This is a genomic window from Bacteroides faecis MAJ27 (assembly GCF_900106755.1).
In the GTDB taxonomy this organism is placed as follows: domain Bacteria; phylum Bacteroidota; class Bacteroidia; order Bacteroidales; family Bacteroidaceae; genus Bacteroides; species Bacteroides faecis.
Genome location: NZ_FNNN01000028.1, coordinates 16,057 through 36,616, shown reverse-complemented (window position 1 = coordinate 36,616; position 20,560 = coordinate 16,057). Strand labels below are relative to the sequence as shown.

The 20,560-nt window shown below is 40.9% G+C and carries 14 protein-coding genes and 1 pseudogene; 12 read left to right on the top strand and 3 right to left on the bottom strand.

Annotation, left to right across the window (positions count from 1 at the left end; translation table 11 throughout):
• Positions 1 to 24: 24 nt before the first annotated feature.
• Entirely contained in the window at positions 25 to 660 is a 636-nt protein-coding gene (locus BLW31_RS19705; protein ID WP_010536840.1) for a DUF5033 domain-containing protein, read from the bottom strand.
• A gap of 496 nt (positions 661 to 1,156) precedes the next feature.
• Here BLW31_RS19705 and BLW31_RS19700 point away from each other — a divergent pair, with 496 nt between their 5' ends.
• The 3 genes from BLW31_RS19700 (at position 1,157) to BLW31_RS19690 (ending at position 3,985) form a co-directional block, all read left to right on the top strand.
• On the top strand, positions 1,157 to 1,726 hold the full coding sequence (locus BLW31_RS19700) for a DUF3575 domain-containing protein (protein WP_010536839.1): 570 nt from the start codon (positions 1,157 to 1,159) through the stop codon (positions 1,724 to 1,726).
• 12 nt (positions 1,727 to 1,738) lie between these two features.
• Positions 1,739 to 3,196: a DUF3868 domain-containing protein gene (locus BLW31_RS19695; protein ID WP_010536838.1), complete on the top strand. Its 1,458-nt coding sequence runs from the start codon at positions 1,739 to 1,741 to the stop codon at positions 3,194 to 3,196.
• 213 nt (positions 3,197 to 3,409) lie between these two features.
• A complete protein-coding gene (locus tag BLW31_RS19690; RefSeq protein WP_010536837.1) occupies positions 3,410 to 3,985 on the top strand; it encodes an ORF6N domain-containing protein in 576 nt (191 codons plus the stop codon).
• A 326-nt stretch (positions 3,986 to 4,311) separates the two neighbouring features.
• Here the strand turns inward: BLW31_RS19690 and BLW31_RS19685 are convergent, their stop codons facing one another.
• Positions 4,312 to 4,950, bottom strand: a complete 639-nt coding sequence (locus BLW31_RS19685; RefSeq protein WP_010536836.1) for an HU family DNA-binding protein — start codon at positions 4,948 to 4,950, stop codon at positions 4,312 to 4,314.
• A gap of 391 nt (positions 4,951 to 5,341) precedes the next feature.
• On the opposite strand from BLW31_RS19685, the gene BLW31_RS19680 reads away from it, so the two are divergent.
• Positions 5,342 to 6,601, top strand: coding sequence for a DUF3874 domain-containing protein (locus BLW31_RS19680; protein WP_373169474.1), 1,260 nt, complete (start codon positions 5,342 to 5,344; stop codon positions 6,599 to 6,601).
• A 134-nt stretch (positions 6,602 to 6,735) separates the two neighbouring features.
• On the opposite strand, the pseudogene BLW31_RS19675 reads toward BLW31_RS19680, so the two are convergent.
• Positions 6,736 to 8,468 (bottom strand): annotated as a pseudogene (locus tag BLW31_RS19675) (ATP-binding protein).
• Between the two features lie 807 nt (positions 8,469 to 9,275).
• Here BLW31_RS19675 and BLW31_RS19670 point away from each other — a divergent pair.
• From BLW31_RS19670 to BLW31_RS19635, 8 genes are all read left to right on the top strand, one after another.
• The gene (locus BLW31_RS19670) at positions 9,276 to 10,568 is read left to right on the top strand and encodes an Mfa1 family fimbria major subunit (protein ID WP_010536834.1); all 1,293 of its coding nucleotides are present in this window, start codon (positions 9,276 to 9,278) and stop codon (positions 10,566 to 10,568) included.
• Positions 10,569 to 10,693: 125 nt separating this feature from the next.
• Complete coding sequence (locus tag BLW31_RS19665; RefSeq protein ID WP_010536833.1) at positions 10,694 to 11,779, top strand: FimB/Mfa2 family fimbrial subunit; 1,086 nt, start codon at positions 10,694 to 10,696, stop codon at positions 11,777 to 11,779.
• Between the two features lie 12 nt (positions 11,780 to 11,791).
• Positions 11,792 to 15,448: a BACON domain-containing protein gene (locus tag BLW31_RS19660; RefSeq protein ID WP_010536832.1), complete on the top strand. Its 3,657-nt coding sequence runs from the start codon at positions 11,792 to 11,794 to the stop codon at positions 15,446 to 15,448.
• 22 nt (positions 15,449 to 15,470) lie between these two features.
• Positions 15,471 to 16,763 (top strand): hypothetical protein, encoded by a 1,293-nt coding sequence (locus BLW31_RS19655; RefSeq protein ID WP_010536831.1) that lies wholly within the window; start codon positions 15,471 to 15,473, stop codon positions 16,761 to 16,763.
• Positions 16,764 to 16,798: 35 nt separating this feature from the next.
• The gene (locus BLW31_RS24545) at positions 16,799 to 17,059 is read left to right on the top strand and encodes a hypothetical protein (RefSeq protein WP_010536830.1); all 261 of its coding nucleotides are present in this window, start codon (positions 16,799 to 16,801) and stop codon (positions 17,057 to 17,059) included.
• Between the two features lie 432 nt (positions 17,060 to 17,491).
• Positions 17,492 to 17,989, top strand: coding sequence for a hypothetical protein (locus tag BLW31_RS19645; RefSeq protein ID WP_010536829.1), 498 nt, complete (start codon positions 17,492 to 17,494; stop codon positions 17,987 to 17,989).
• A 20-nt stretch (positions 17,990 to 18,009) separates the two neighbouring features.
• Positions 18,010 to 19,656: a flotillin family protein gene (locus BLW31_RS19640; protein WP_010536828.1), complete on the top strand. Its 1,647-nt coding sequence runs from the start codon at positions 18,010 to 18,012 to the stop codon at positions 19,654 to 19,656.
• Between the two features lie 169 nt (positions 19,657 to 19,825).
• The gene (locus tag BLW31_RS19635; protein WP_010536827.1) at positions 19,826 to 20,503 is read left to right on the top strand and encodes a DUF5715 family protein; all 678 of its coding nucleotides are present in this window, start codon (positions 19,826 to 19,828) and stop codon (positions 20,501 to 20,503) included.
• Positions 20,504 to 20,560: the final 57 nt, after the last annotated feature.

Sequence of the window (20,560 nt, the reverse complement as noted above, 5' to 3'; positions counted from 1 at the left end):
AAATCAATCAATTAGTGTAGTATTTTAATTGGCTGCTTTGGAAAGAGTAAAGCTATAAGTTCCCTGATTGTTTTTAAAGTTGTAATTGCCTTTAAAGTTTACCGGAACCTTTACGAGACAATTGTTCTGGTCGCTCACACGGAAATAAAGATAAGAAGTTGAACTGAATACGCTGCTGCCTTCGGCAGTGGTAGATAAAGAAGCTCCGTAACCTTGCCAGTTGAACAGATCAGTTGAAGAAGAATATGTAGTACCTATATAGTATACGGCATCTTTATCTATATTAAAGTTGAGTGAAACACACAATGCGAATTGTTCTACGAAAGCACCGCTTCTGGTACGGGCCTGATATTCGGCGGTCATCTTTACTTCTTTTCTGTCACTACCTGTACCGTAGTATCCTTCGGAAGTTTCAGATTCACAGTTACGAACCGTATTTCCGTTCTGACGAAGTGCTTCAAGTACACTTGCCATTTCTTCTGCAGTCACAGAAGGTACATCGCCTACTTTTGAATCAGTAGTTGCAGTTTGTATACCATATAAAGATATCATGGATTCAAAGCTTGAAGAGTTGTCTTCAAAACTATCACTTTCAGCATTAGAACATGCTACAAAAGTTAATGCCAATACACATGCGAAAAAGAATTTAATTGATTTCATATTAGTTCCTCCTAATTATTACTTGTTTGTTTAACTTGCTTGCGAATTGTTGTTTGCCAGTTCGCGGTCATTTTACACTTCTTATTGTTTATTTGCTCATGTTCCTTAGGAGGGAATCTTTAAACTTAAGTTGTCTTATTTGTCTTTCCTTATTTGTTTGTACATTGCAAACATAGGTGTTTTATTCAATAGAAAAAACTTTTTTAGAAGGAAAAATGAATGAATTACCACTCTTTAACGAAGGAAATACAGCTTATTCAAGCGTTTGAATAAGATATGCAAGTATTAAAACACCACTCATCTGCAAATCATTCAAAACAGGCGATAAAAATACCATCTATCACCCATGAATTATACACCACCTATAAAAGAATGATTTACCACTTCACTTATTAATTTCCATTGCAAGCGAAGAAAAGAAAGATGAATCCACCAATTAACGTCTATTCAGATAACAGCTACTTTTGTAGCATCAACAAACAAAACCCATCATGCGATGAAAAAGAAAAGAATCTTATTTTTGTTCGTTACCTTGTTTGCTTCTACCTTATTATATAGCCAGGTAGTCGGAGTGAAAACGAATCTTGTAATGGACGCGATGAAAATGATCAATCTCGGAGCCGAAGTCGGTCTGAGTAAGAAGTTAACTCTGGACTTGTATGCCAACTATAATCCGTGGAAATACAAAGATCAGAAGATGATGAAGATGCTCGCCATCCAGCCGGAACTCCGCTACTGGTTCTGCGACAAGTTCAACGGACATTTCGTGGGATTCCATGTACATGGAGGCGTTTATCAGGCTGCCGCCATCAATATACCCTGGGGCATCTGGCCGGAACTGGAAGACCACCGCTTCAAAGGACACTTCTATGGTGCAGGCATTTCCTACGGTTACCAGTGGATTCTCGCCAAGCATTGGAATCTGGAAGGAAATATCGGTGTAGGTTATGCGCGTGTCAAGTACGAGCAGTTCGAATGCAAGACATGCGGTGAGAAAGTAAGCGAAGGACATAAAAACTATGTAGGTCCTACAAAAGCTGCTATCAGTTTAATCTATTTATTCTAAAACAAAACAAATATGAAAAAGATATTATGCATACTCTTCTGCCTGCTGCCTGTATTGGGCGGGAAAGCGCAGACACTCTACAGAGATCAGGTGCGTATAGAAAAAGAATCTATCACGCGTAATGAAGATAATAATGTGCTAAGCATCGATATGGATATCGTGATGCAGGAAAATCTGAAACTCTCCTCCAATCATGTAGCTACACTCACTCCATTTCTCGAATCAAACGGACGTACCAAGATATTGCCGTCTATCGTAGTTTACGGACGCAAACGTGAAATAGTAAATCGCCGCAATAATATAACTCCGACTCCGGAGAGCATTTACAGCACCATCCGTCGTAAACATAACAAAGAGCAGATTGTAAACTACCGGCAACAATTTCAGTTCGAAGCATGGATGCGCGATGCGGAAATGAAACTAAATATTGATGTATGCGGCTGCTGCGACCTGCAAGAGGAGACCGGTGGTGAATTAATCACCCGTCTGAACATTTCACCCCTGCAAATACAGCCGTCCATTTCTTATATCACCCCACAGGCAGAAGCCGTGAAGCACCGTGCCATCGAAGGAAGTGCCTTCCTTGATTTCCCGGTCAACAAGACTATCATTTATCCGGAGTATCGCCGTAACACAGCAGAGCTGGCCAAAATACGTGCTACCATTGACAGTGTACGCAATGATGACAAGACTACACTTAGCAGTATAAGAATTCACGGTTATGCGTCACCGGAAGGCAGTTATGCCAACAATACCCGACTGGCGAAAGGTCGTACACAGGCATTGGTAGATTATGTGACCAGTTATTACAAGTTCGATACGAAACTGATTACTTCCGAATATACTTCCGAAGACTGGGACGGATTCCGCAAGTTTATCGTGGCATCTTCATTGGAGAAGAAAGACGATATCTTGAAACTGATGGATGATTCCACGTTGGATATAGACAAGAAAGAACGTCAAATCGCCCAATTGGCAGGTCCGCAAACCTATAAATACATATTGGAAGAATGTTATCCGGCTTTGCGCCATTCAGATTACACGGTCAACTATACCGTGCGCGGATTCAATCTTGAAGAGACCAAAGAGATTATCAAGACACGTCCGCAACTGTTGAGCCTGCAGGAAATTTACCGGATCGCAGAAAGTTGCCAGCCAGGAAGCGAAGAGTTCAACCATTCATTCCAAGTAGCAGCCACCATGTTCCCGGACGATCCTATTGCCAACCTGAACGCAGGGGCCATGGAGATTCAAAAAGGCGGCGACCTGACAGCAGCCAAGAAGCATCTTGCCAAAGCTGATCAGAAAGCAGCAGAAACACAGAATAACCTGGGAGTCATCGCTCTGCTGGAAGGCAACTATGATGCAGCGGAGAAGTATTTCAATGCAGCCAAAGCAGCCGGTCTTGCTACTCAGGCTGACGCAAACTTGAAAGAATTAAAAAGAAAGAAGAATTATCCCACAAAATAATAAGACACAGACAAGTTTTGTTTTTACCCCAATAATTTTATTATTAATAATTTAAAACCCAAAAACAAACAGGAACGCACCACCTGAGAAGGCAGTGCGTTTTTTATATCATTAAATTCCCATTCAACGAACTAAAAAACAGATTTTATCAGTACTTTTATCTGATAAATCAATAATTTTGCAGATAGAATACCAATATCAAAGTAGAATAAGATGGAACAACTCGAAGTAATACAAAGTAAGATTTACGACATACGTGGGCAAAAGGTGATGCTAGACCGTGATTTAGCAGAAATGTATGGAGTCGAAACACGGGCTTTAAATCAAGCGGTGAAACGCAATACAGACCGTTTCCCGGTGGATTTCATGTTTCAGTTGACAGATGAAGAAACGGAAATTTGGAAATCACAAATTGTGATGTCCAATTCTATAAAGATGGGCGTTCGCCGGAATCCTTATGTGTTTACAGAATTAGGCGTAGCAATGCTTAGTAGTGTGCTCAACTCAAAGACGGCAATACAAATAAATATGGGCATAATGCGTGCTTTCGTTGCGGCTCGTCAGTTACTGTTAAACCCGCCGACCGACCCAGTACGTGAGCTTCAAAGCGAAGTCAAGGAACTAAAGGAGTACATCGAGGAAGTATTTGCAGACTATAACGACATCAACGATGACACCCGGATGCAGTTAGAACTTATTAATCAGACCTTAGCTGAGTTACAGGCACAAAAGGCTTTGGCAGACAAGCCGCGTAATCCTATCGGCTTCATTACTCCTAAGAAGAGATAATAAACAGGCTGTCCGATTGGCTGTCTCATTGGCATAAATCAATAATAAAAAAATACTTGTTTTTGTCTATTCGTTATCTCTTGTTTTCATTGGTTGAAATACTGTTCCGCTGATTACTCGCAAAGGATAGGGAATGGATTATCGCTGAACTTACAAGAAGTCTATTACAAAGAAAACGCACCACCAAAAAAGGCAGTGCATTTTTTATATTCAGATGATTCAGCCTCTTCAGCCACACTCCACAACCGCCTGCCAACGGGCAAAAGCGGCTGAAAGCACCCCTCGAAAAAGACACCTTCCGGCCTTCAGCCCCTTCAGCCGAAAAATCACCGGAGCGTCGGCTGATCTCTGGATGTCCCGTAAAATCCGGGGACAGGCACATAGATCGGCTGATTGCGCAGACCAATATTCTGCAACTTACCTTCCCGGCAAATTCTCCGGATATGAATCATAGCCGTAGAACGCAACATGCCGCACAATGCCTGAAAGTCGCTGCGCTGCATCATCTGATGTGTACTGAAATATCCCTTCAGCAACATGTCAATTTCCACTTCCGACAGTTTGGCTGAATGAAAATTCTTCTTCAGCTGCTTTACCTTAATTAATCCGATTGAGTTTTTCAATTTCTGATCCGAGCGAAAGCGGATCGCTTTCAACTTTATTTTCATATTCCGGCGTGGGGTATCGGCAGCGATCTCTTCCGTAGCAGTCAGCGTGGGATAAAAATACCCGATGCCGTCCAGATGGATCTGCCGTCCTTCGCCCAATTCCTCTCCCATTACTTGCGAAAGCGCATCCAGCACTGCCCTCACATCTACCTCATTCAGCGTGCAGCGGGATTGAATCTTACTCCTGATTTCGTCCGTATCGACCTGACCATTGTAAGCAATACGAGGATGGAATCTTTTTTTCTTCGGTTGGTCCGGTGATACCGGATTCTCATACCAGTCAAATAATATAGCCATAGCTTTTCTTTTATATAAGTACTTCTGATCTGTTATTCCTATAGAAACTTCCGATGAAAGAAGCCTCATCTTCAACGGCTAACGAACTATGACTGCCCGGCTAATGGAGATTAGCCGATTGACTAATGAAGGATAGCTGTTCAGCTAATCTTCATTAGCCTCTGATGTTTGCGGCTCCAAAGTTATAACATAAAGGCAGGAAAACCTAATGTTTCCTACGCTATTTCATAAACAGAAGTACTTGGAAGATTCTTGCGGAAACACTTGCAAACCCCTATCCTCAGATGGTAACTTTGATGCACGAAACTTATAAAAAACAACAGATATGATGGAAAAAGTAACCCAAATGATTGCCATGCTGATAAAGGCGTGGAAAACAGAGAACGTATTTATGCCAAACGCCGCAGCCATTACCGGCAGCACTGAAGTCAAATCTCCGGAAGCCCCTCCCCTGCCGGCAACACCGGCCCCCCCCGTCCCCGCTATGCCCGAAGCGAAGCAGCAGCCCTCCAATGGTTCCGCCTGCCTGACGGAGCGGGTAAACTCCTTTTTGCGGGCCAACTATGACTTCCGCTACAACCGACTGACGGAAGAAACCGAATTTCGCCCATTAAGCGGAACCAACAAAGAATTCCGTCCCATCGGGAAACGTGAACTGAACACGCTCTGCATGGAAGCTCATGCGGAAGGTATCTCCTGCTGGGATAAAGATGTGAGCCGCTACATCTATTCCACTCAGATCGGAGAGTACCATCCCTTCCGGCTTTACATGGACGAACTGCCTCCCTGGGACGGCATCGACCGATTGACTCCGCTTGCCCGGCGTGTATCTGCCCTGCCCTTATGGATAAAGGGATTCCACACATGGATGCTGGGACTTGCCGCCCAATGGACAGGAAAAACGGGCGTCCATGCCAACAGCGTAGCCCCCATCCTGATAAGTGCTGAACAGGGACGGATGAAATCAACTTTCTGTAAGTCTCTGATGCCCAAAGTGCTGCAACGTTACTATATGGACAATCTGAAACTGACATCAGAAGGACAGGCAGAACGGCTTCTATCAGAAATGGGACTCATCAATCTGGATGAATTCGACAAATATGCGGAAAAGAAGATGCCGCTTCTGAAAAATCTGATGCAGATGTCGAGCCTCCACGTCTGCAAAGCTTACCAACGTAATTTTCGGGACTTGCCACGTATCGCTTCTTTTATCGGAACTTCGAACCGTTTCGATCTGATGAGTGATCCGACAGGCAGCCGTCGTTTCTTCTGTGTGGAAGTAGAAAAGCCGATAGATTGTGAGGGAATCGAGCACGAACAGATTTTTGCCCAACTGAAGGCGGAGCTTGCCGACGGGCATCCGTATTGGTTCAGCAAAGAAACGGAGCGGGAAATTCAACAGAACAATGCTCCCTTTTATCGCACCAGCTCAGCCGAAGATGTATTTTTCAGTTGTTTCCGCATGGATGCCTCGGCAGAAGAGAAATATTTGCAACTTTCCGCAGCCGACATTTATAAAGAACTGAAGAAACGGAATGCCGCCGCTCTACGAGGTTTCAATCCGAACCACCTGGCACAAGTCTTAATAAAACTAGGAGTAGAACGGAAGCACACGGAATACGGAAATGTATATTTGGTGGTACGCCGATAAGTCAATTTTAACATTCCGGCTGAAAGCACTGAAAGCAATATTTTTTATTTCCCGGTAGTGCTTTCAGCCGAAATGCCGAAAAACAGAGGGATACGGCAAGGCTGAACAAGCTGAATCCCAACAGGTGGCATCCTTCAGACTTCCTCACAGCGCACCATGTCCCAGCCGCGAAACTGGATCAGCAACCGGTGAAAAGTCGTCCTCGACACCAATTGTCGGGCCACTTTATCTTCGCTGTATTGAAGAAGTTGGCGATGCCCTTCGTCGGCTTGCATTGCAAGTTCCGCATCGGTAGCGGTGCGGGCAGCGTATTTGAGTTCGATGATGTAGCTGTGCTCAATGTCCGGATAGCGCTGCTTGTCGGGCAACAGGAAGAAATCGCAGTAACCATAGTTCATTTCCAGTTCCGGTTCTACCAGATAATAGGAAGCAAGAGCAAGATAGGCTTTGAGGAAGCCTTGCAGATTTCGCTCTCCTTCCATGCCGTCACGAACGGAGGAGTTTTCGCGATAAGCACAGGCGATGGATTCGAAAAATGGCTTCCAAACGCCATCGTAAGCGAGATCGTCTATCTGATCTTTCAAACGAGAAAGATCTAACGGATGAGCCTGCTGATAATATTCGCGCAGAAAGCCGAAATATTGCTCACGCACACAATGATTGGGAATGCACATTCGCAGGCGATCTCCGCGTGTGCCACACATGGCGAGCAATCCGTAATAATAGAGCAGGCTACGAAAATTGTCGACATCCGCTACCCGTTCTGCCGGAAACGAAGTATGGAGGTTCACCAAAATCTCTCCTTTCGCCGCTATCTCCTCAATGGTACTCATGCGGCTTCCTTCGTGAGCGCTGTCATGGTCGATACGGACAAGCATCTTTAACTTACTGTAATCGGTACGGATGTTTTTGTCAACCATTTCTTCGGGAGAACGATGAAAATCAAACTGGCTACGTAAATAATATAAAGTCATATCACAATTAAAAACTCTATCATCTCCCAAGCTCATTCGTGCAAAACAATAATTATCATACCAAGGCTTCATTTCCGCTATCATCGCCTCAATATCACCGGGCAATGCATCGTTTTCCTGATAATACCGAAACATTTCGCGTACTTCCGTTTCACTGAATCCCATCATAGCATTAAAGCGGGAATCAGTCGATATATTCCAGTCTATATTGTATCCGCTGGACAGGTCATCCAGCGTGACCGGACTAACCCCCATCAGGAATATACGGTGAACATACCTTTATATTGCTTGAAATATTCACGATAAAAGCCACTGGCATGTGTCAGATCGTGAAACATCTTCTGACCGTGTTCGCTCAATATGACATTCGTGAAGTTATCGTATTCATCTATAATAAGGTATAAGGGATACCCCTTGGCTTTTGCCTTCAGTTCGATATAAGACAACTTTGCCTTGGCGCTGCTTATACTTTCGACAGTCGACTTGAAATCCGGATCGTAGAAAGAAGCGTAATCATCTGCGAACTGATTGATGACAAGACTGGAATATTCATTGAAACTAGCCATCATGCCATCTCCCGGAACAGAACAACCGGCTTTCGAGAAATCGAAATAAAGTACCTGATAGTGGTTTCTCTGATCAGTGGGATGAGCGCCAATCCACAAATCACCGAAATACCTGTCGAAGTTGTCCCGCTGCAACTGGTCATAATAAGTACGCATCATGCTCAGGAACAGGCTTTTCCCAAAGCGACGGGGACGGGTAAGGGAAAGATAACTCGGCATTCTTTCGATAAGAGGCAGGTATATGGTCTTATCCACAAAATAAAAATTGTCGTTCCTCAACCGGTTGAAATCCGATATTCCGTAAGGTATTCCTTTCAATCGATTCATATTGGCTGACCTTTTTATAATTAACATGAACAAAGTTAGTTTATTCCATGAGATTAAACAACGATTTGCAAAGATAATGTTTTCTATCTGCTATGGCTCCCCCTGTTCAGCACCCATTCTTGATACTCATTCTTGCTATCGATTACCATTACTCTCATGTAGTGGATTCACCTGCCACTAAAAGCCCAATCTGAGATGATGGCAGAATCATTCAAAGTCGAAGACAGAAGGGCTAATTTGCTCAATCAGCACAAATAGTTGCATATTCTAGCCAAGAACAAAGAAATAAAATAAAAAAAGATCGGATTTTATAACGGTGGTAAAAGCAAAATAAGGGTGGCAAAACATTCATCCGAGCTGAAAATCGTTCAAAAAGCGACTGATTCACCCATCAAAAAAAGACCATTTCAAAGATTGACAAAAACACCTTAAAATTTGAAAAAAACACCGATTAGCAATCTCGCATTTCCCCCATATCTTTGCAATGTCGATAAGGGACAAAGGTTCCTTAGCCAAAGACAAGAGAATTAAAACAAACAAGTATAGTAACAAACAAATAAAAGTAACATTGCCTATAAAGAACAAACAAAAAGAATGCCCCCCTCGGAAGTATCTCTTATTCCTTATCATATAATAGGGACTTCCAACCAAAAGAACTGATGTTTAACAAAACAAACGACCCTCATCTCTCGGATGACTCTCACCCCAAAAAATCAAAAAACAAAAAACAGCATTGCTATACATATTATATAGTATATGCGACCATAAAAAAGAATTATTGCATCACACATTAAAATCAAAACGAAAATGAAAGTAAAAAATTTATTATTAGCAGGTTTGGCAGTAGCAGCCATGACAGCTTGTAGCAACAATGACATTGACGAGATCGTTGATAACGGTACTCAACCAACAACAGGTGAAAAAGCGAGCATGAAAATCAATTTCACATTCGCTGATTCAGGAACAGGAACCAGAACTGTTACAGCAGGTGGTACAGACGCAGGCGAAGAATTTGAATGGAAAGCAGCAGATATTACTGTAGTACTTAACTATGATCGCGGAGACAAGCGTATCGTAACAAAAAATTTGAAACTGGAAAAAGAGCCTGCTGACAATGGCAAAGTTGCACAATATTCAACTGAACAATTTGAAGTAGATGGTAGTGCTGGTGGTACTGATATTTACGCATTCGTTAATCCTAGTGATGCATTGATAGCCAGCCTTAGCACTGCAGACTTGGCTACGTTGGCAGTAAATAAAATAGCATCATTGCCTGCAACTTTAGATTACCTGACTGGAACTGGTTTAGCTGCTGAATCAAACAGTTTCCTCATGACCGGTACAGCAATGAATCAAAAATTGACTTATGGAGAAGTTGTTACTGTTCCTATTACTGTTAGCAGAGTTGTTGCCAAATTAGATGAAATGACAGAAGCAACAAAAGCATATCCTATCTCTGAAACTTCTGAACTGACTAACAAGGATGCTATCACTATCAAGATTACTGAGCATTCTTATTCAAATTTATCTGATGATTCTTACGCACTGAAAGCAAGTACTTCTATCACTAGCAGCTATCTACAACCATATATTGCACAAAATAATACAGCATCATACGACAGTTACAAGTGGATTGCAGCTGGCAATACATACTGCTATGAAAACTTCGGTAATGAAACTCCGACTCGCGTTCATTATGTAGGAGAAGTATTATTCGACGGTGAAGCTATTACAACAGACTTCTATGTTTGGGCTAGATTTGAAGGTGCTGCTAAAGTAGTTACAGCATACAAAAATTGGGAAACATTGACAGCTGCTGTTTCAATTCCAGAAGAATTTAAAACAAATGATCAAGTTTTGAAAGAAGCTTATGGAGTGAAAAGATATAAATCAGGTCGTTGCTACTATGAAGCAGAAATCCTGCATGCAACTGAAGGAGCATCTATCATCCGCAACAACTGGTACAAATTGTCTGTTAGAACCATTAGTGATTTAGGAACGCCAGATCCAGTTAAAGAACCGGAAGATAAAAAGACATATCTGATTATCAATGCTAACGTAGAGCCTTGGACAGTAAACATTAACGATTTCGATCTCTAATCTAATTATACATATTTGGGGAGGGATTCTTTCCTCCCCAAATATTTTTCCTTCTACATCAAAAGTAGAGCATCATATTCAAACAAAACATACGCTTCTCCACAAAAGCATAAAAAGAAAAGATAATGAAACGAACACTAACTACCATACAGAAAAAAGCAAGCAAAGTATTGTTACTTGCAATATTGGCTGGTGCAATTACATCCTGCGATTCAGTGTTGAATTACAATGAAGATTGCGACATCGAATATTGTGTAAAATTCAAGTATGACTATAATATGGAAGAAGTAGACGTTTTTGCAGAACAAGTAAGAACGGTTTCTCTTTACGCTTTTGATGAAAATAACAATCTTGTTTATCTGAAAACAGATGAAGGTGAACAATTGGGTGACGGAAATTATGTTATGAATGTAGACATAGATCCCTCCCAGTATCGTTTGATTGTATGGGCCGGGTTAAATGATGAATCATTTGCATATCCATTGTTATACCCTAACCAATCAAATATTGAAGAATTAAATGTAAAAACATTACGCAAACAAGCCACTCGAAGCCACACTGAAGAGGAAAAGGGACAATATATTGTAGAAAGCAGTCTCCATTCACTTTGGCACAGCGAAGTTAAAAAAGGAGTTACCACTCGTAACGGAAAACAGCAGATCACCAATGTGTCATTAGTAAAAAACACCAATACTATACACATCGTAGTTGCACAAGTCAATCAGTCCGGGGGACCGATAACAAAAGCATTGACAGAAAAAACATTTGAATGTGCAATTTATGATGACAATGGCTACATGAATTATGACAACTCACTACTCGAAGATAATCTATTGACGTACAAGCCCTACAATATACAATCAGAGATGGTTACCACTCATGCTTTTAGCACAACTGGTGAACCTGCAAAAGAATACAATGGGGTTAGCAGTGATTTGAGTATAGCAAGACTTGTAGAAGGTCAGAAACCAGAGTTAACAATAAGAAACTCAACAACACAAGAAGTTTTATTCCACAGTTCAGACCTCATAGAGTACTTCAAAGAAGTAGATGCCGAAAAATATAAAAATCGGAACTATACACTTCAAGAATATCTAGACCGAGAAGACGAATATACAATAAAGATATTTGTAGACGAAAAGCTTGCACTGATTAAAACTGTAATCGATGTAAATGACTGGATTATCCAAATCAATGATATTGAACTTTAAAAGACAAACAGTATGAAAAAGTACTTCTACATATTCATATTATTCTTTATACAAGCAACAGTTCTCTCTTGTACGGATGAAGAAATCTATGAATCACCTACTGATGGTAAAAGCAGTATAAAGATAACACTTAATGTTCCGGTAGACAATGGAAAGACCCGTGGATTAATCTATGGACCAGACGAGGTTCCAGTAGATGGTGAAAGCGAAATAAAAGACATATACGTCTTGGCTTTTGACAAAGAAAGTAAGTCGTATTTAGGAAAATTCCAATCATATATAACTAATAATACATTAGTTGCAAACGTCAATTTAACAGAAGATGAGTTTAAAGAATTAACCATCGTAGTCTTAACTAATTTGGAAAAGTTGACGAATGGTTACGAAATTATTGGTCAAATCAATGCTTTTGAAAAAGGAGCCCAATCAAAGGAAGAAATACTGAAGTCTCTCAAATATACATTCAACGAGATATGGGACCTTAACGGTCGTCCTCTTCCGATGTGGGGAGAAACAGACATTACTCCGGTAAGAAACAGCATTGCAACTGGAGAAGTCAATTTGTATCGTGCCATATCTAAAATTAATGTAGTCGTTAATTATGGAAAAGGTAGAAAAAAGGATGGAGTAGAAGTATTCAAGTTGAAAAGCGTCCGTGTATATTATGCCCGTACTAGTGGATTAGTAGGTTCATTGTACGCACCACAGCATAATGAGGAAGGCTCAAATACTATTACCAACCCTTCTATCCCTGAAGACGTAAGCTATTTCCCTAGATATAACGAAAATGCGGAAAATAACTTATTGTTCACAGAAAGCCAAGAAGGTGGTAGCTATGCTATTGAAAATAAAATATATGTTCCCGAATCTGATCAGAAAAATACAGAGGAACCAATGTGCCTTGTTGTAGGCGGTTACTATATGGGAAGTGATAAAGAAACTTATTACCGTGTAGACTTCAAACAAGGGAACAAAGGAAGTGAGTACTATAATGCAATCCGTAACCATATATATACATTCAACATCAACAATGTGACTCGTCCTGGTACAGATGAACCAGACCCAGCTTTAGATCATGTGGTGGTTGGCATGGATGTAACAATCAAAGATTGGACAACAGAATGGATGAGAGGTATTGGTGGACAATATACTTTGGATGTAAGTACAGGTGGATTTGTATTAACAGCAGGAGCTTCATCAAGCCCGCTCATTATTAATACAACACATAATGAAGGTTGGGAAGCCGAAAGTCTATCAAGCTGGATTACTTATACGAAAACAGAAGAAGGAATCCTTATTAAGGTTACTGAGAATAGCGGTGGTGAACGTCGCGGTTCAATAATAGTAAAAAGTGGTAATTTAGAAAAAGTTATCACCATCCGCCAAAGAGGAAAAGGTACTGCTAACAGCTATATTGTAAGTGACGATGGACACCAGATGGAACAACAATTAATCGTTACTGTAAAAGGTAATGGTGAGGTTGGCCTTGTAGCCGATGGCGTTGCATTAGAAGAAAAAGATCCCTATATCGCAGCAGAGAACATCGGTGATGTTAAGATCATTTGGGAGACAGCTGATGGATTGGTTACAATCGCAGAAGAAAATGGTAAAGCTAAGCTAGATATGGAAAGCGGCACTATTAAATATAAAGTTAATTTAGCCTGTAAAAATTCTGATATTGAAGCTAGCAACACTCTGAATAGTCAAAACTACAAAGGTGGGAATGCGTTGATCGGAGCTTTCGGTAAGAATCAGGATGGTAGCGTGAACTATAATGACTTATTATGGTCATGGCATATCTGGGTATGTCCAGATATTGATACAGACAAAGATGGTTATATTGGAGAGACAGAATTAGCAGCCATAGATCAGAAATGGGCTACTGGCTATACATTTATGGATCGCAATATGGGAGCATTGAGTAACAAGCCAGGAGTACCATCATTAGGACTGCTTTACCAATGGGGACGTAAAGATCCATTCATTGGAGCAGCGAGAGTTAGTACTGAGCAAGTTAACAATCAGATGTACACTCATCTTCCTCTTGAAAGCTATGGCTATAATTGGCATAATTCATCAGGAAACATGACTATTGAGGAAACGACCAAAGCACCCACCACCCTAATTAAGGGAATTATTACAGGTATCGACTATGCATCTCTTTGGGGAACTGCTACGGGACTAAAAGGTGAAACGAATGCCGGTAATAAGACAATATACGATCCATGTCCTTACGGATACCGTGTACCTAATGTAGCTGCTATTATATTCAAAGGGAAACCATATTCAGGTGCAAGTAGTTCAACTAGTGAAGACGCCAATTGGTATTCCAATAATGAATTTTGGCCGCTGCAAACAAATGGATCAGAAGGTGGCTGGACTAAGTATAAGCAAGTAACAGATCAAAGTTCTTATGGTTTTTGGTTAAGATATGATAAACATGATAGTGAACCTAATATTACTCAATATAGTGATACTAATAAAAAGAATAACCAGCAAAGCACTGAAGATAACAGAATAACATGGTTGCCTTTAAGTGGTGTTTATGATGGAGATGTAAATCAACTAGCATTAGTCGATAATCAGAATTCACTACTAACTAATAGCATTATGTGGACCAATTCTTCTGTTACCGTAAACGGTAACGACCGTCCGGCTGGATTATTCTTACATGGTGTACAAGCATCTTCATCAATTGATGGAAATCACTTCCACAAACTAAAAGAAAGCGGAAATAATAGTAACCTTTACGCAAAACCTCAACATGCCGGTGCTCTACGCTGCGTAAGAGACGTCAAGGTTGATATGGGAGAGGAAAATGCTATTAAAATGCCAGATGATGTTTATTTAGAAGCAACGGCTGGTAGTACTCAAACAAAAGAGCTAACCTCCCTTCTGGATAGTTGGGAAGTTGTAGACCCAGGAGCTACTTGGTTTGTAATGACACCAGACGCTGGTTCTACGGGCAGTAAACAAAAGCTGACATTTAAGGCCACACAATCCAATACTGGAGGCGCGCGAACAGCTTATATTAAGATTAAATTTAATGATACAGAAGGAACTATTAAATCTATAAAAGTAACCCAAGCTGGTCTAAATCTTAATGATCATACTGTTACCTCTCCTATTAATCTTACAAGTGCAAGTAACAATGATGCAAAAGGAAATATTGTCGCTATCAATGATTCTTGGGAAATCATTAGTGGCAAAGTAAGTTGGTTAGAAATATCACCAATGAGAAGCGAATCTCTAAATAATGGTGGAACGTCGAACGTTACTTATAGAACGACTGAGACAAATACATCAAATAATGCGCGTTCTACAACATTGACTGTACGTTTTGGCAACGGAGAGACCAAAGCCATAACAGTAACTCAAGCTGGAAAATATGAACTTGATGTTTCACCAAAAGAGATGGAGTTTGAACGCAAAAATGCCGCTACTCAATATTTCGCTATTACATCCAATACAACATGGACAATTACTAAAAACGTGAATTGGATTACATTAGGAAATAATTCGGGAAATGGAAACCTAAAGATTTCAGTAAAGTGCAGTGATAACGATAATTGGTTTGCAGAATCTCGAACAGGAACAATTACAATAAAAACATCTGATGGCAGCATAGTCAAAACAATTACAGTCTACCAAGAAGGTTACTACAGGTAAAACAAACTAAAACAATAAAGATATGAAACGTATTCATAACATACTATACAATCTGTTATTAATCGCAGGACTCAGTTCCTGCGTAACAGACAATGCGCTTGATGACTGTCCCAACCAAGGAGGTAACGAGACAGCAACTGCACAAGTTGTGCTTAGTTTGTCTATTCCTGACGGGCAACTGCCTCCTACACGTGTTGTCAGTGAATCAGAAGTAAACTCATTGTGGGTATTAGAGTTTGAAAACGATATTCTGAAAGAAAAAATAGACATTACAGCAAAATATAATAACGCTAATGGCAAGCGTCTTTATATTGCTATTGAAGAAACTGAGCATCCGGTTATTTTATCAATAGTAGCTAACCAAAACGTATCTAGTTTAGATATAGGTACAGAAAAAGAAGTTGCATTACAGAAACTTACATTTGATAATGCTCAGACTCTTAAGTATGTTCCTATGTATGGAGAAACAGTAGAATTTGAAAATATCAATAGAGACAACTCGTACGACACAAGTGTGGAACTAGTTCGTGCACTTACCAAAATAGAAATACAATATAGTTCTACACAAACAGAGGAAGAATTCACTTTCTTAGGTATTAAAGTATTGAATACAAATGCAAAGGGATATGTTAAATCTTTAGGAATCCCTACTCAAACATCTGTAAAAAGTGTAGCTGCTGATCCTGTCTCCATTAATAGTAAACTAAAAACAGCTTCTGTTTATATTGCCGAAACTAATAATAATGAAAGTAATAAGATTCAGATATTAGTTCATGGAAGATATAAGGGAACAGATTGCTGGTATCGCTTGGACATGATAAAAGAGAATGAAAAGGATGAAATTACAATTCTAAAACGCAACTATAAGTATGTTTTCGCCCTTCAAAATGTGAATTTCTTAGGACGCACTGAATCTGATGTTATGGAAGGAGATCCTGATAATAAAGCTTTTGATGCCCGCCTTATGACTCTCAATGCAGAAGAAGCAGACATTTTGGATATTACAACCGATGATGAATATTTTTTAGGAGTAAACTCATCCACACTTCAATCAACTGTAAACGATGGAGGTCTCTGTTTTGCAAAACTAAAGATTCTGACGAACAATGTCTTTCAAGGTTGGGCCATCGTAGATGCACCTGAAGGCGTAACATTCAACCCTGGAACAACCGGAGGATTGGCTAATTCTGACGAACAAAGAAAAGTGGAAACAGTGTGGATATATATAGATAAAACCAAAGTAACAAAAGACTTCGATTTTTATGTAACTACCGGTAAAATCAGAAAAGTAATTACTGTATCATTTTCTAAATGATGTATTAATAAATATAAAACCAGTACTATAATATTATGGAACCAAAAGACATCCTACAACTAGAATCATCAGATGAGCGACAAGCCTATCTGTTTGAAGAGAATGGACGGTGGTACGCTTATGAGCATTCAGCCCACCGGATCAACAAATTTGTAGAAGGCTTTGTAGACTTCAAACACAAGGTGCAAGATGTCTGCGGTCGAATCAAAGTGGAAATAGATCTCAGTGTATTGGAAAAGTGTTCCATCACACTGTGTGAAGATTCACTGCTTGTACTTGATTGTCCTGCAGCATAAAAGCTGTAGAAGAGTATAAGTTTCATAACTTTTATTTAATATAATTACACAATATATTGTTTGTTTTGTTTGTGTTCCTCAGTCCACTCAGAGGCAGCTTGTGAAAGTAGCGCTGAGTGGGTGGGGATTTTTTGTGCATAAGTTAAACAAGTTGGCTATCTATGTATTACATAAAATGTGTAACGCAAAATATGTAGTAGCCAAGAAGCCTAATCTTCCTTCCCCGTACACGGTTACAATATCTCCGAATCCTTCTGCGACCAAAAAAACAGAAAAATGATTTCTTCTTTGCAAAATGAGCGTAACCTGATCCTGATAACACCCCGCAAATAGAAATTATTTATTTTTTGACTAATAATCTTTGTTTATCTCCTATAAACCTGTATATTTGGAGTATGATAACTGATACTCTTATATTAATACAGAATTACTATGAGCCATACCATTTTCCTAATCATCGCCCTCGTCACTACAGGAATTTTTCTTATTCAATTCGTATTATCGATCTTCTTCGGAGATATGGATGCAGATGTAGATGTGGATGCTGACATCAGCAGTGTAGTATCTTTCAAAGGTCTCACCCACTTCGGGATCGGATTCGGATGGTATATGTACCTCGTAGGAAATGCCGATATAACAAGTTATGCAATCGGAATTTTGGTAGGTCTGTTCTTTGTCTTTGCCGTATGGTTTCTTTATAAGAAAGCCTATCAGCTGCAACAAGTGAACCGGTCTGAACAAACGGATCAGCTAGTAGGACGTGAATGTACGATCTACTTCAAGCAAACCGACAACAAATATACAGTACAGACAAGCCGGGACGGCGCCATGCGCGAAGTGGACGTGATTTCCGAAACCGGCAAAGCATATCAGACCGGAGACAGAACGATCATCAGCAGCTACAAAGACGGAACTTTATACATTAAATAACTATTCAAATACACAATTTTATGACACAAGAAATGCTAATCATGGCTGCTATCCTAGTGGCGGTCATCCTACTTACCTTTATCGGCATCCTGTCGCGCTATCGTAAATGTAAGAGTGACGAAGTCCTCGTAGTATACGGTAAAACAGGGGGAGAAAAGAAATCAGCCAAGTTATATCACGGTGGAGCTGCTTTCGTATGGCCGATTATACAGGGTTACGAATTCCTTTCCATGAAACCATTGCAGATTGACTGTAAACTGACAGGAGCACTATCTGCCCAAAATATCCGTGTGGACGTACCGACCACCATCACCGTAGCGATCAGCACAGACCCGGAAGTGATGCAAAACGCTGCCGAACGTATGCTGGGACTGACGATGGACGACAAACAAAACCTGATTACTGATGTAGTATACGGTCAAATGCGTCTGGTCATTGCGGACATGACAATTGAGGAACTGAACTCCGACCGGGACAAATTCTTATCGAAAGTAAAAGATAACATCGACACGGAACTCCGCAAGTTCGGTTTGTATCTGATGAACATCAACATCAGTGATATCCGCGACGCTGCCAACTACATTGTCAACCTAGGTAAGGAAGCCGAAAGCAAGGCGCTGAACGAAGCACAAGCCAACATCGAAGAACAGGAAAAGCTGGGTGCTATCAAAATTGCCAATCAGATAAAGGAACGCGAAACAAAGGTTGCAGAAACCCGCAAGGACCAGGATATCGCCATTGCCGAAACCAAAAAGCAACAGGAAATCTCTGTGGCAAATGCAGATAAGGAAAGAATCTCTCAGGTAGCCTTTGCCAACGCAGACAAAGAATCGCAAGTGGCAAAAGCGGAAGCAGAAAAGAACATCCGTATCGAACAGGCAAATACCGAAAAGGAAAGCCGCGTTGCCGAACTGAACTCCGACATGGAAATCAAACAGGCAGAAGCTGCAAAGAAGGCAGCTATCGGACGAAATGACGCGCAAAAGGAAGTGGCTTTATCAAATGCCGAATTAGCTGTCACACAGGCAAATGCCGACAAGCAGGCCGGTGAAGCCGCCGCAAAATCGGAAGCTGCCGTACAAACTGCCCGGGAAATAGCCCAGAAAGAGGTGGAAGAAGCAAAAGCGAAGAAAGTAGAATCTTCATTGAAAGCAGAAAAGATCGTTCCTGCAGAAATCGCCAGACAAGAGGCTATCTTACAAGCAAACGCCATCGCTGAAAAAATCACCCGTGAAGCTGAAGCACGCGCAAAAGCAACTCTGGCACAAGCGGAAGCAGAAGCAAAAGCCATCCAGCTGAAACTGGAAGCGGAAGCGGAAGGTAAGAAAAAGTCATTGCTTGCAGAAGCAGAAGGTTTTGAGGCAATGGTAAGAGCTGCCGAATCAAATCCTGCCATCGCCATACAATACAAGATGGTAGACCAGTGGAAGGAAATAGCCGGAGAACAAGTGAAGGCTTTCGAACACATAAACTTGGGCAATATCACCGTATTCGACGGAGGAAACGGAGGAACAAGCAACTTCCTCAATACGCTGGTGAAAACAGTAGCACCGAGCCTCGGTGTACTGGACAAACTGCCAATCGGCGAAACAGTAAAGGGAATCATCAACCCGGAAAGTAAAACGGAAGAGAAACCTGCCGGAAAGACGGAAGAGAAGAAAAAATAAATCTTCTGACATCACAAATGAACTGCCGATAGAATATCTTAATATCTATCGGCAGTTTGTAGTTTTAATCACACTAATTATACCCAATAGGATACAATTAGAGAATTATTGCCTATCCACAAGGAAAACTAAAGCAAAATAACATATCTTTGCAGGCAAAAAATTAAAAATGAACCGCTATAAACTCCACTTTCTGCCTTTATTTATATTGATCACGGGATTTATCACGCTTACTGCCGGCTGCAAAAAGAAAGATATGTCTCTCAAATTGAATGAACCCCGCAACATCCACGGTGTGGTCAGTTACAAACGTTCTTTCCCCGACTTAAACGACACGCACTTAGCTGTGGCAAAGACCATCGGCATCTGCCCGCCAGAAGACAGGGATGCTGCCGAAAAGATGAAAGACAAGCTTATCCATATCACCGACAATCAATTTTATGCGATAGACTCACTGACACATTCCATCCCCTACCTTATACCTCGTGCCAGCGAATTACTCGATACCATTGGTGCCAACTTCCTTGATTCACTGACAGCAAAAGGTTTGAACCCAAACCAAATAATCGTCACTTCCGTACTGCGTTCACAAAGTGATGTGAAACGTCTGCGCCGCCGCAATGGAAATGCTTCCGCAAACTCCGCCCATTGTTATGGTGCAACCTTCGATGTTAGCTGGAAACGATTCAAAAAGGTGGAAGACAAAGACGGACGTCCCTTGCAGGATGTCAATGCCGACACGCTGAAACTCGTTCTGTCCGAGGTACTGAGAGACTTGCGCCAAGCCGATAAATGCTACATAAAATATGAATTAAAACAGGGATGCTTCCACATCACAGCAAGATGAACTGTATTTCCGGAAATTTGAATGAGGGAAACACAAAACCTTCAAACTAAATTTTGT

What these genes read in the sequence shown, in the direction of transcription:
- BLW31_RS19705 (WP_010536840.1), bottom strand. Translation starts at nt 660, where the DNA reads ATGAAATCAATTAAATTCTTTTTCGCATGTGTATTGGCATTAACTTTT.
- BLW31_RS19700 (WP_010536839.1), top strand. Translation starts at nt 1,157, where the DNA reads ATGAAAAAGAAAAGAATCTTATTTTTGTTCGTTACCTTGTTTGCTTCT.
- BLW31_RS19695 (WP_010536838.1), top strand. Translation starts at nt 1,739, where the DNA reads ATGAAAAAGATATTATGCATACTCTTCTGCCTGCTGCCTGTATTGGGC.
- BLW31_RS19690 (WP_010536837.1), top strand. Translation starts at nt 3,410, where the DNA reads ATGGAACAACTCGAAGTAATACAAAGTAAGATTTACGACATACGTGGG.
- BLW31_RS19685 (WP_010536836.1), bottom strand. Translation starts at nt 4,950, where the DNA reads ATGGCTATATTATTTGACTGGTATGAGAATCCGGTATCACCGGACCAA.
- BLW31_RS19680 (WP_373169474.1), top strand. Translation starts at nt 5,342, where the DNA reads ATGCCAAACGCCGCAGCCATTACCGGCAGCACTGAAGTCAAATCTCCG.
- BLW31_RS19670 (WP_010536834.1), top strand. Translation starts at nt 9,276, where the DNA reads ATGAAAGTAAAAAATTTATTATTAGCAGGTTTGGCAGTAGCAGCCATG.
- BLW31_RS19665 (WP_010536833.1), top strand. Translation starts at nt 10,694, where the DNA reads ATGAAACGAACACTAACTACCATACAGAAAAAAGCAAGCAAAGTATTG.
- BLW31_RS19660 (WP_010536832.1), top strand. Translation starts at nt 11,792, where the DNA reads ATGAAAAAGTACTTCTACATATTCATATTATTCTTTATACAAGCAACA.
- BLW31_RS19655 (WP_010536831.1), top strand. Translation starts at nt 15,471, where the DNA reads ATGAAACGTATTCATAACATACTATACAATCTGTTATTAATCGCAGGA.
- BLW31_RS24545 (WP_010536830.1), top strand. Translation starts at nt 16,799, where the DNA reads ATGGAACCAAAAGACATCCTACAACTAGAATCATCAGATGAGCGACAA.
- BLW31_RS19645 (WP_010536829.1), top strand. Translation starts at nt 17,492, where the DNA reads ATGAGCCATACCATTTTCCTAATCATCGCCCTCGTCACTACAGGAATT.
- BLW31_RS19640 (WP_010536828.1), top strand. Translation starts at nt 18,010, where the DNA reads ATGACACAAGAAATGCTAATCATGGCTGCTATCCTAGTGGCGGTCATC.
- BLW31_RS19635 (WP_010536827.1), top strand. Translation starts at nt 19,826, where the DNA reads ATGAACCGCTATAAACTCCACTTTCTGCCTTTATTTATATTGATCACG.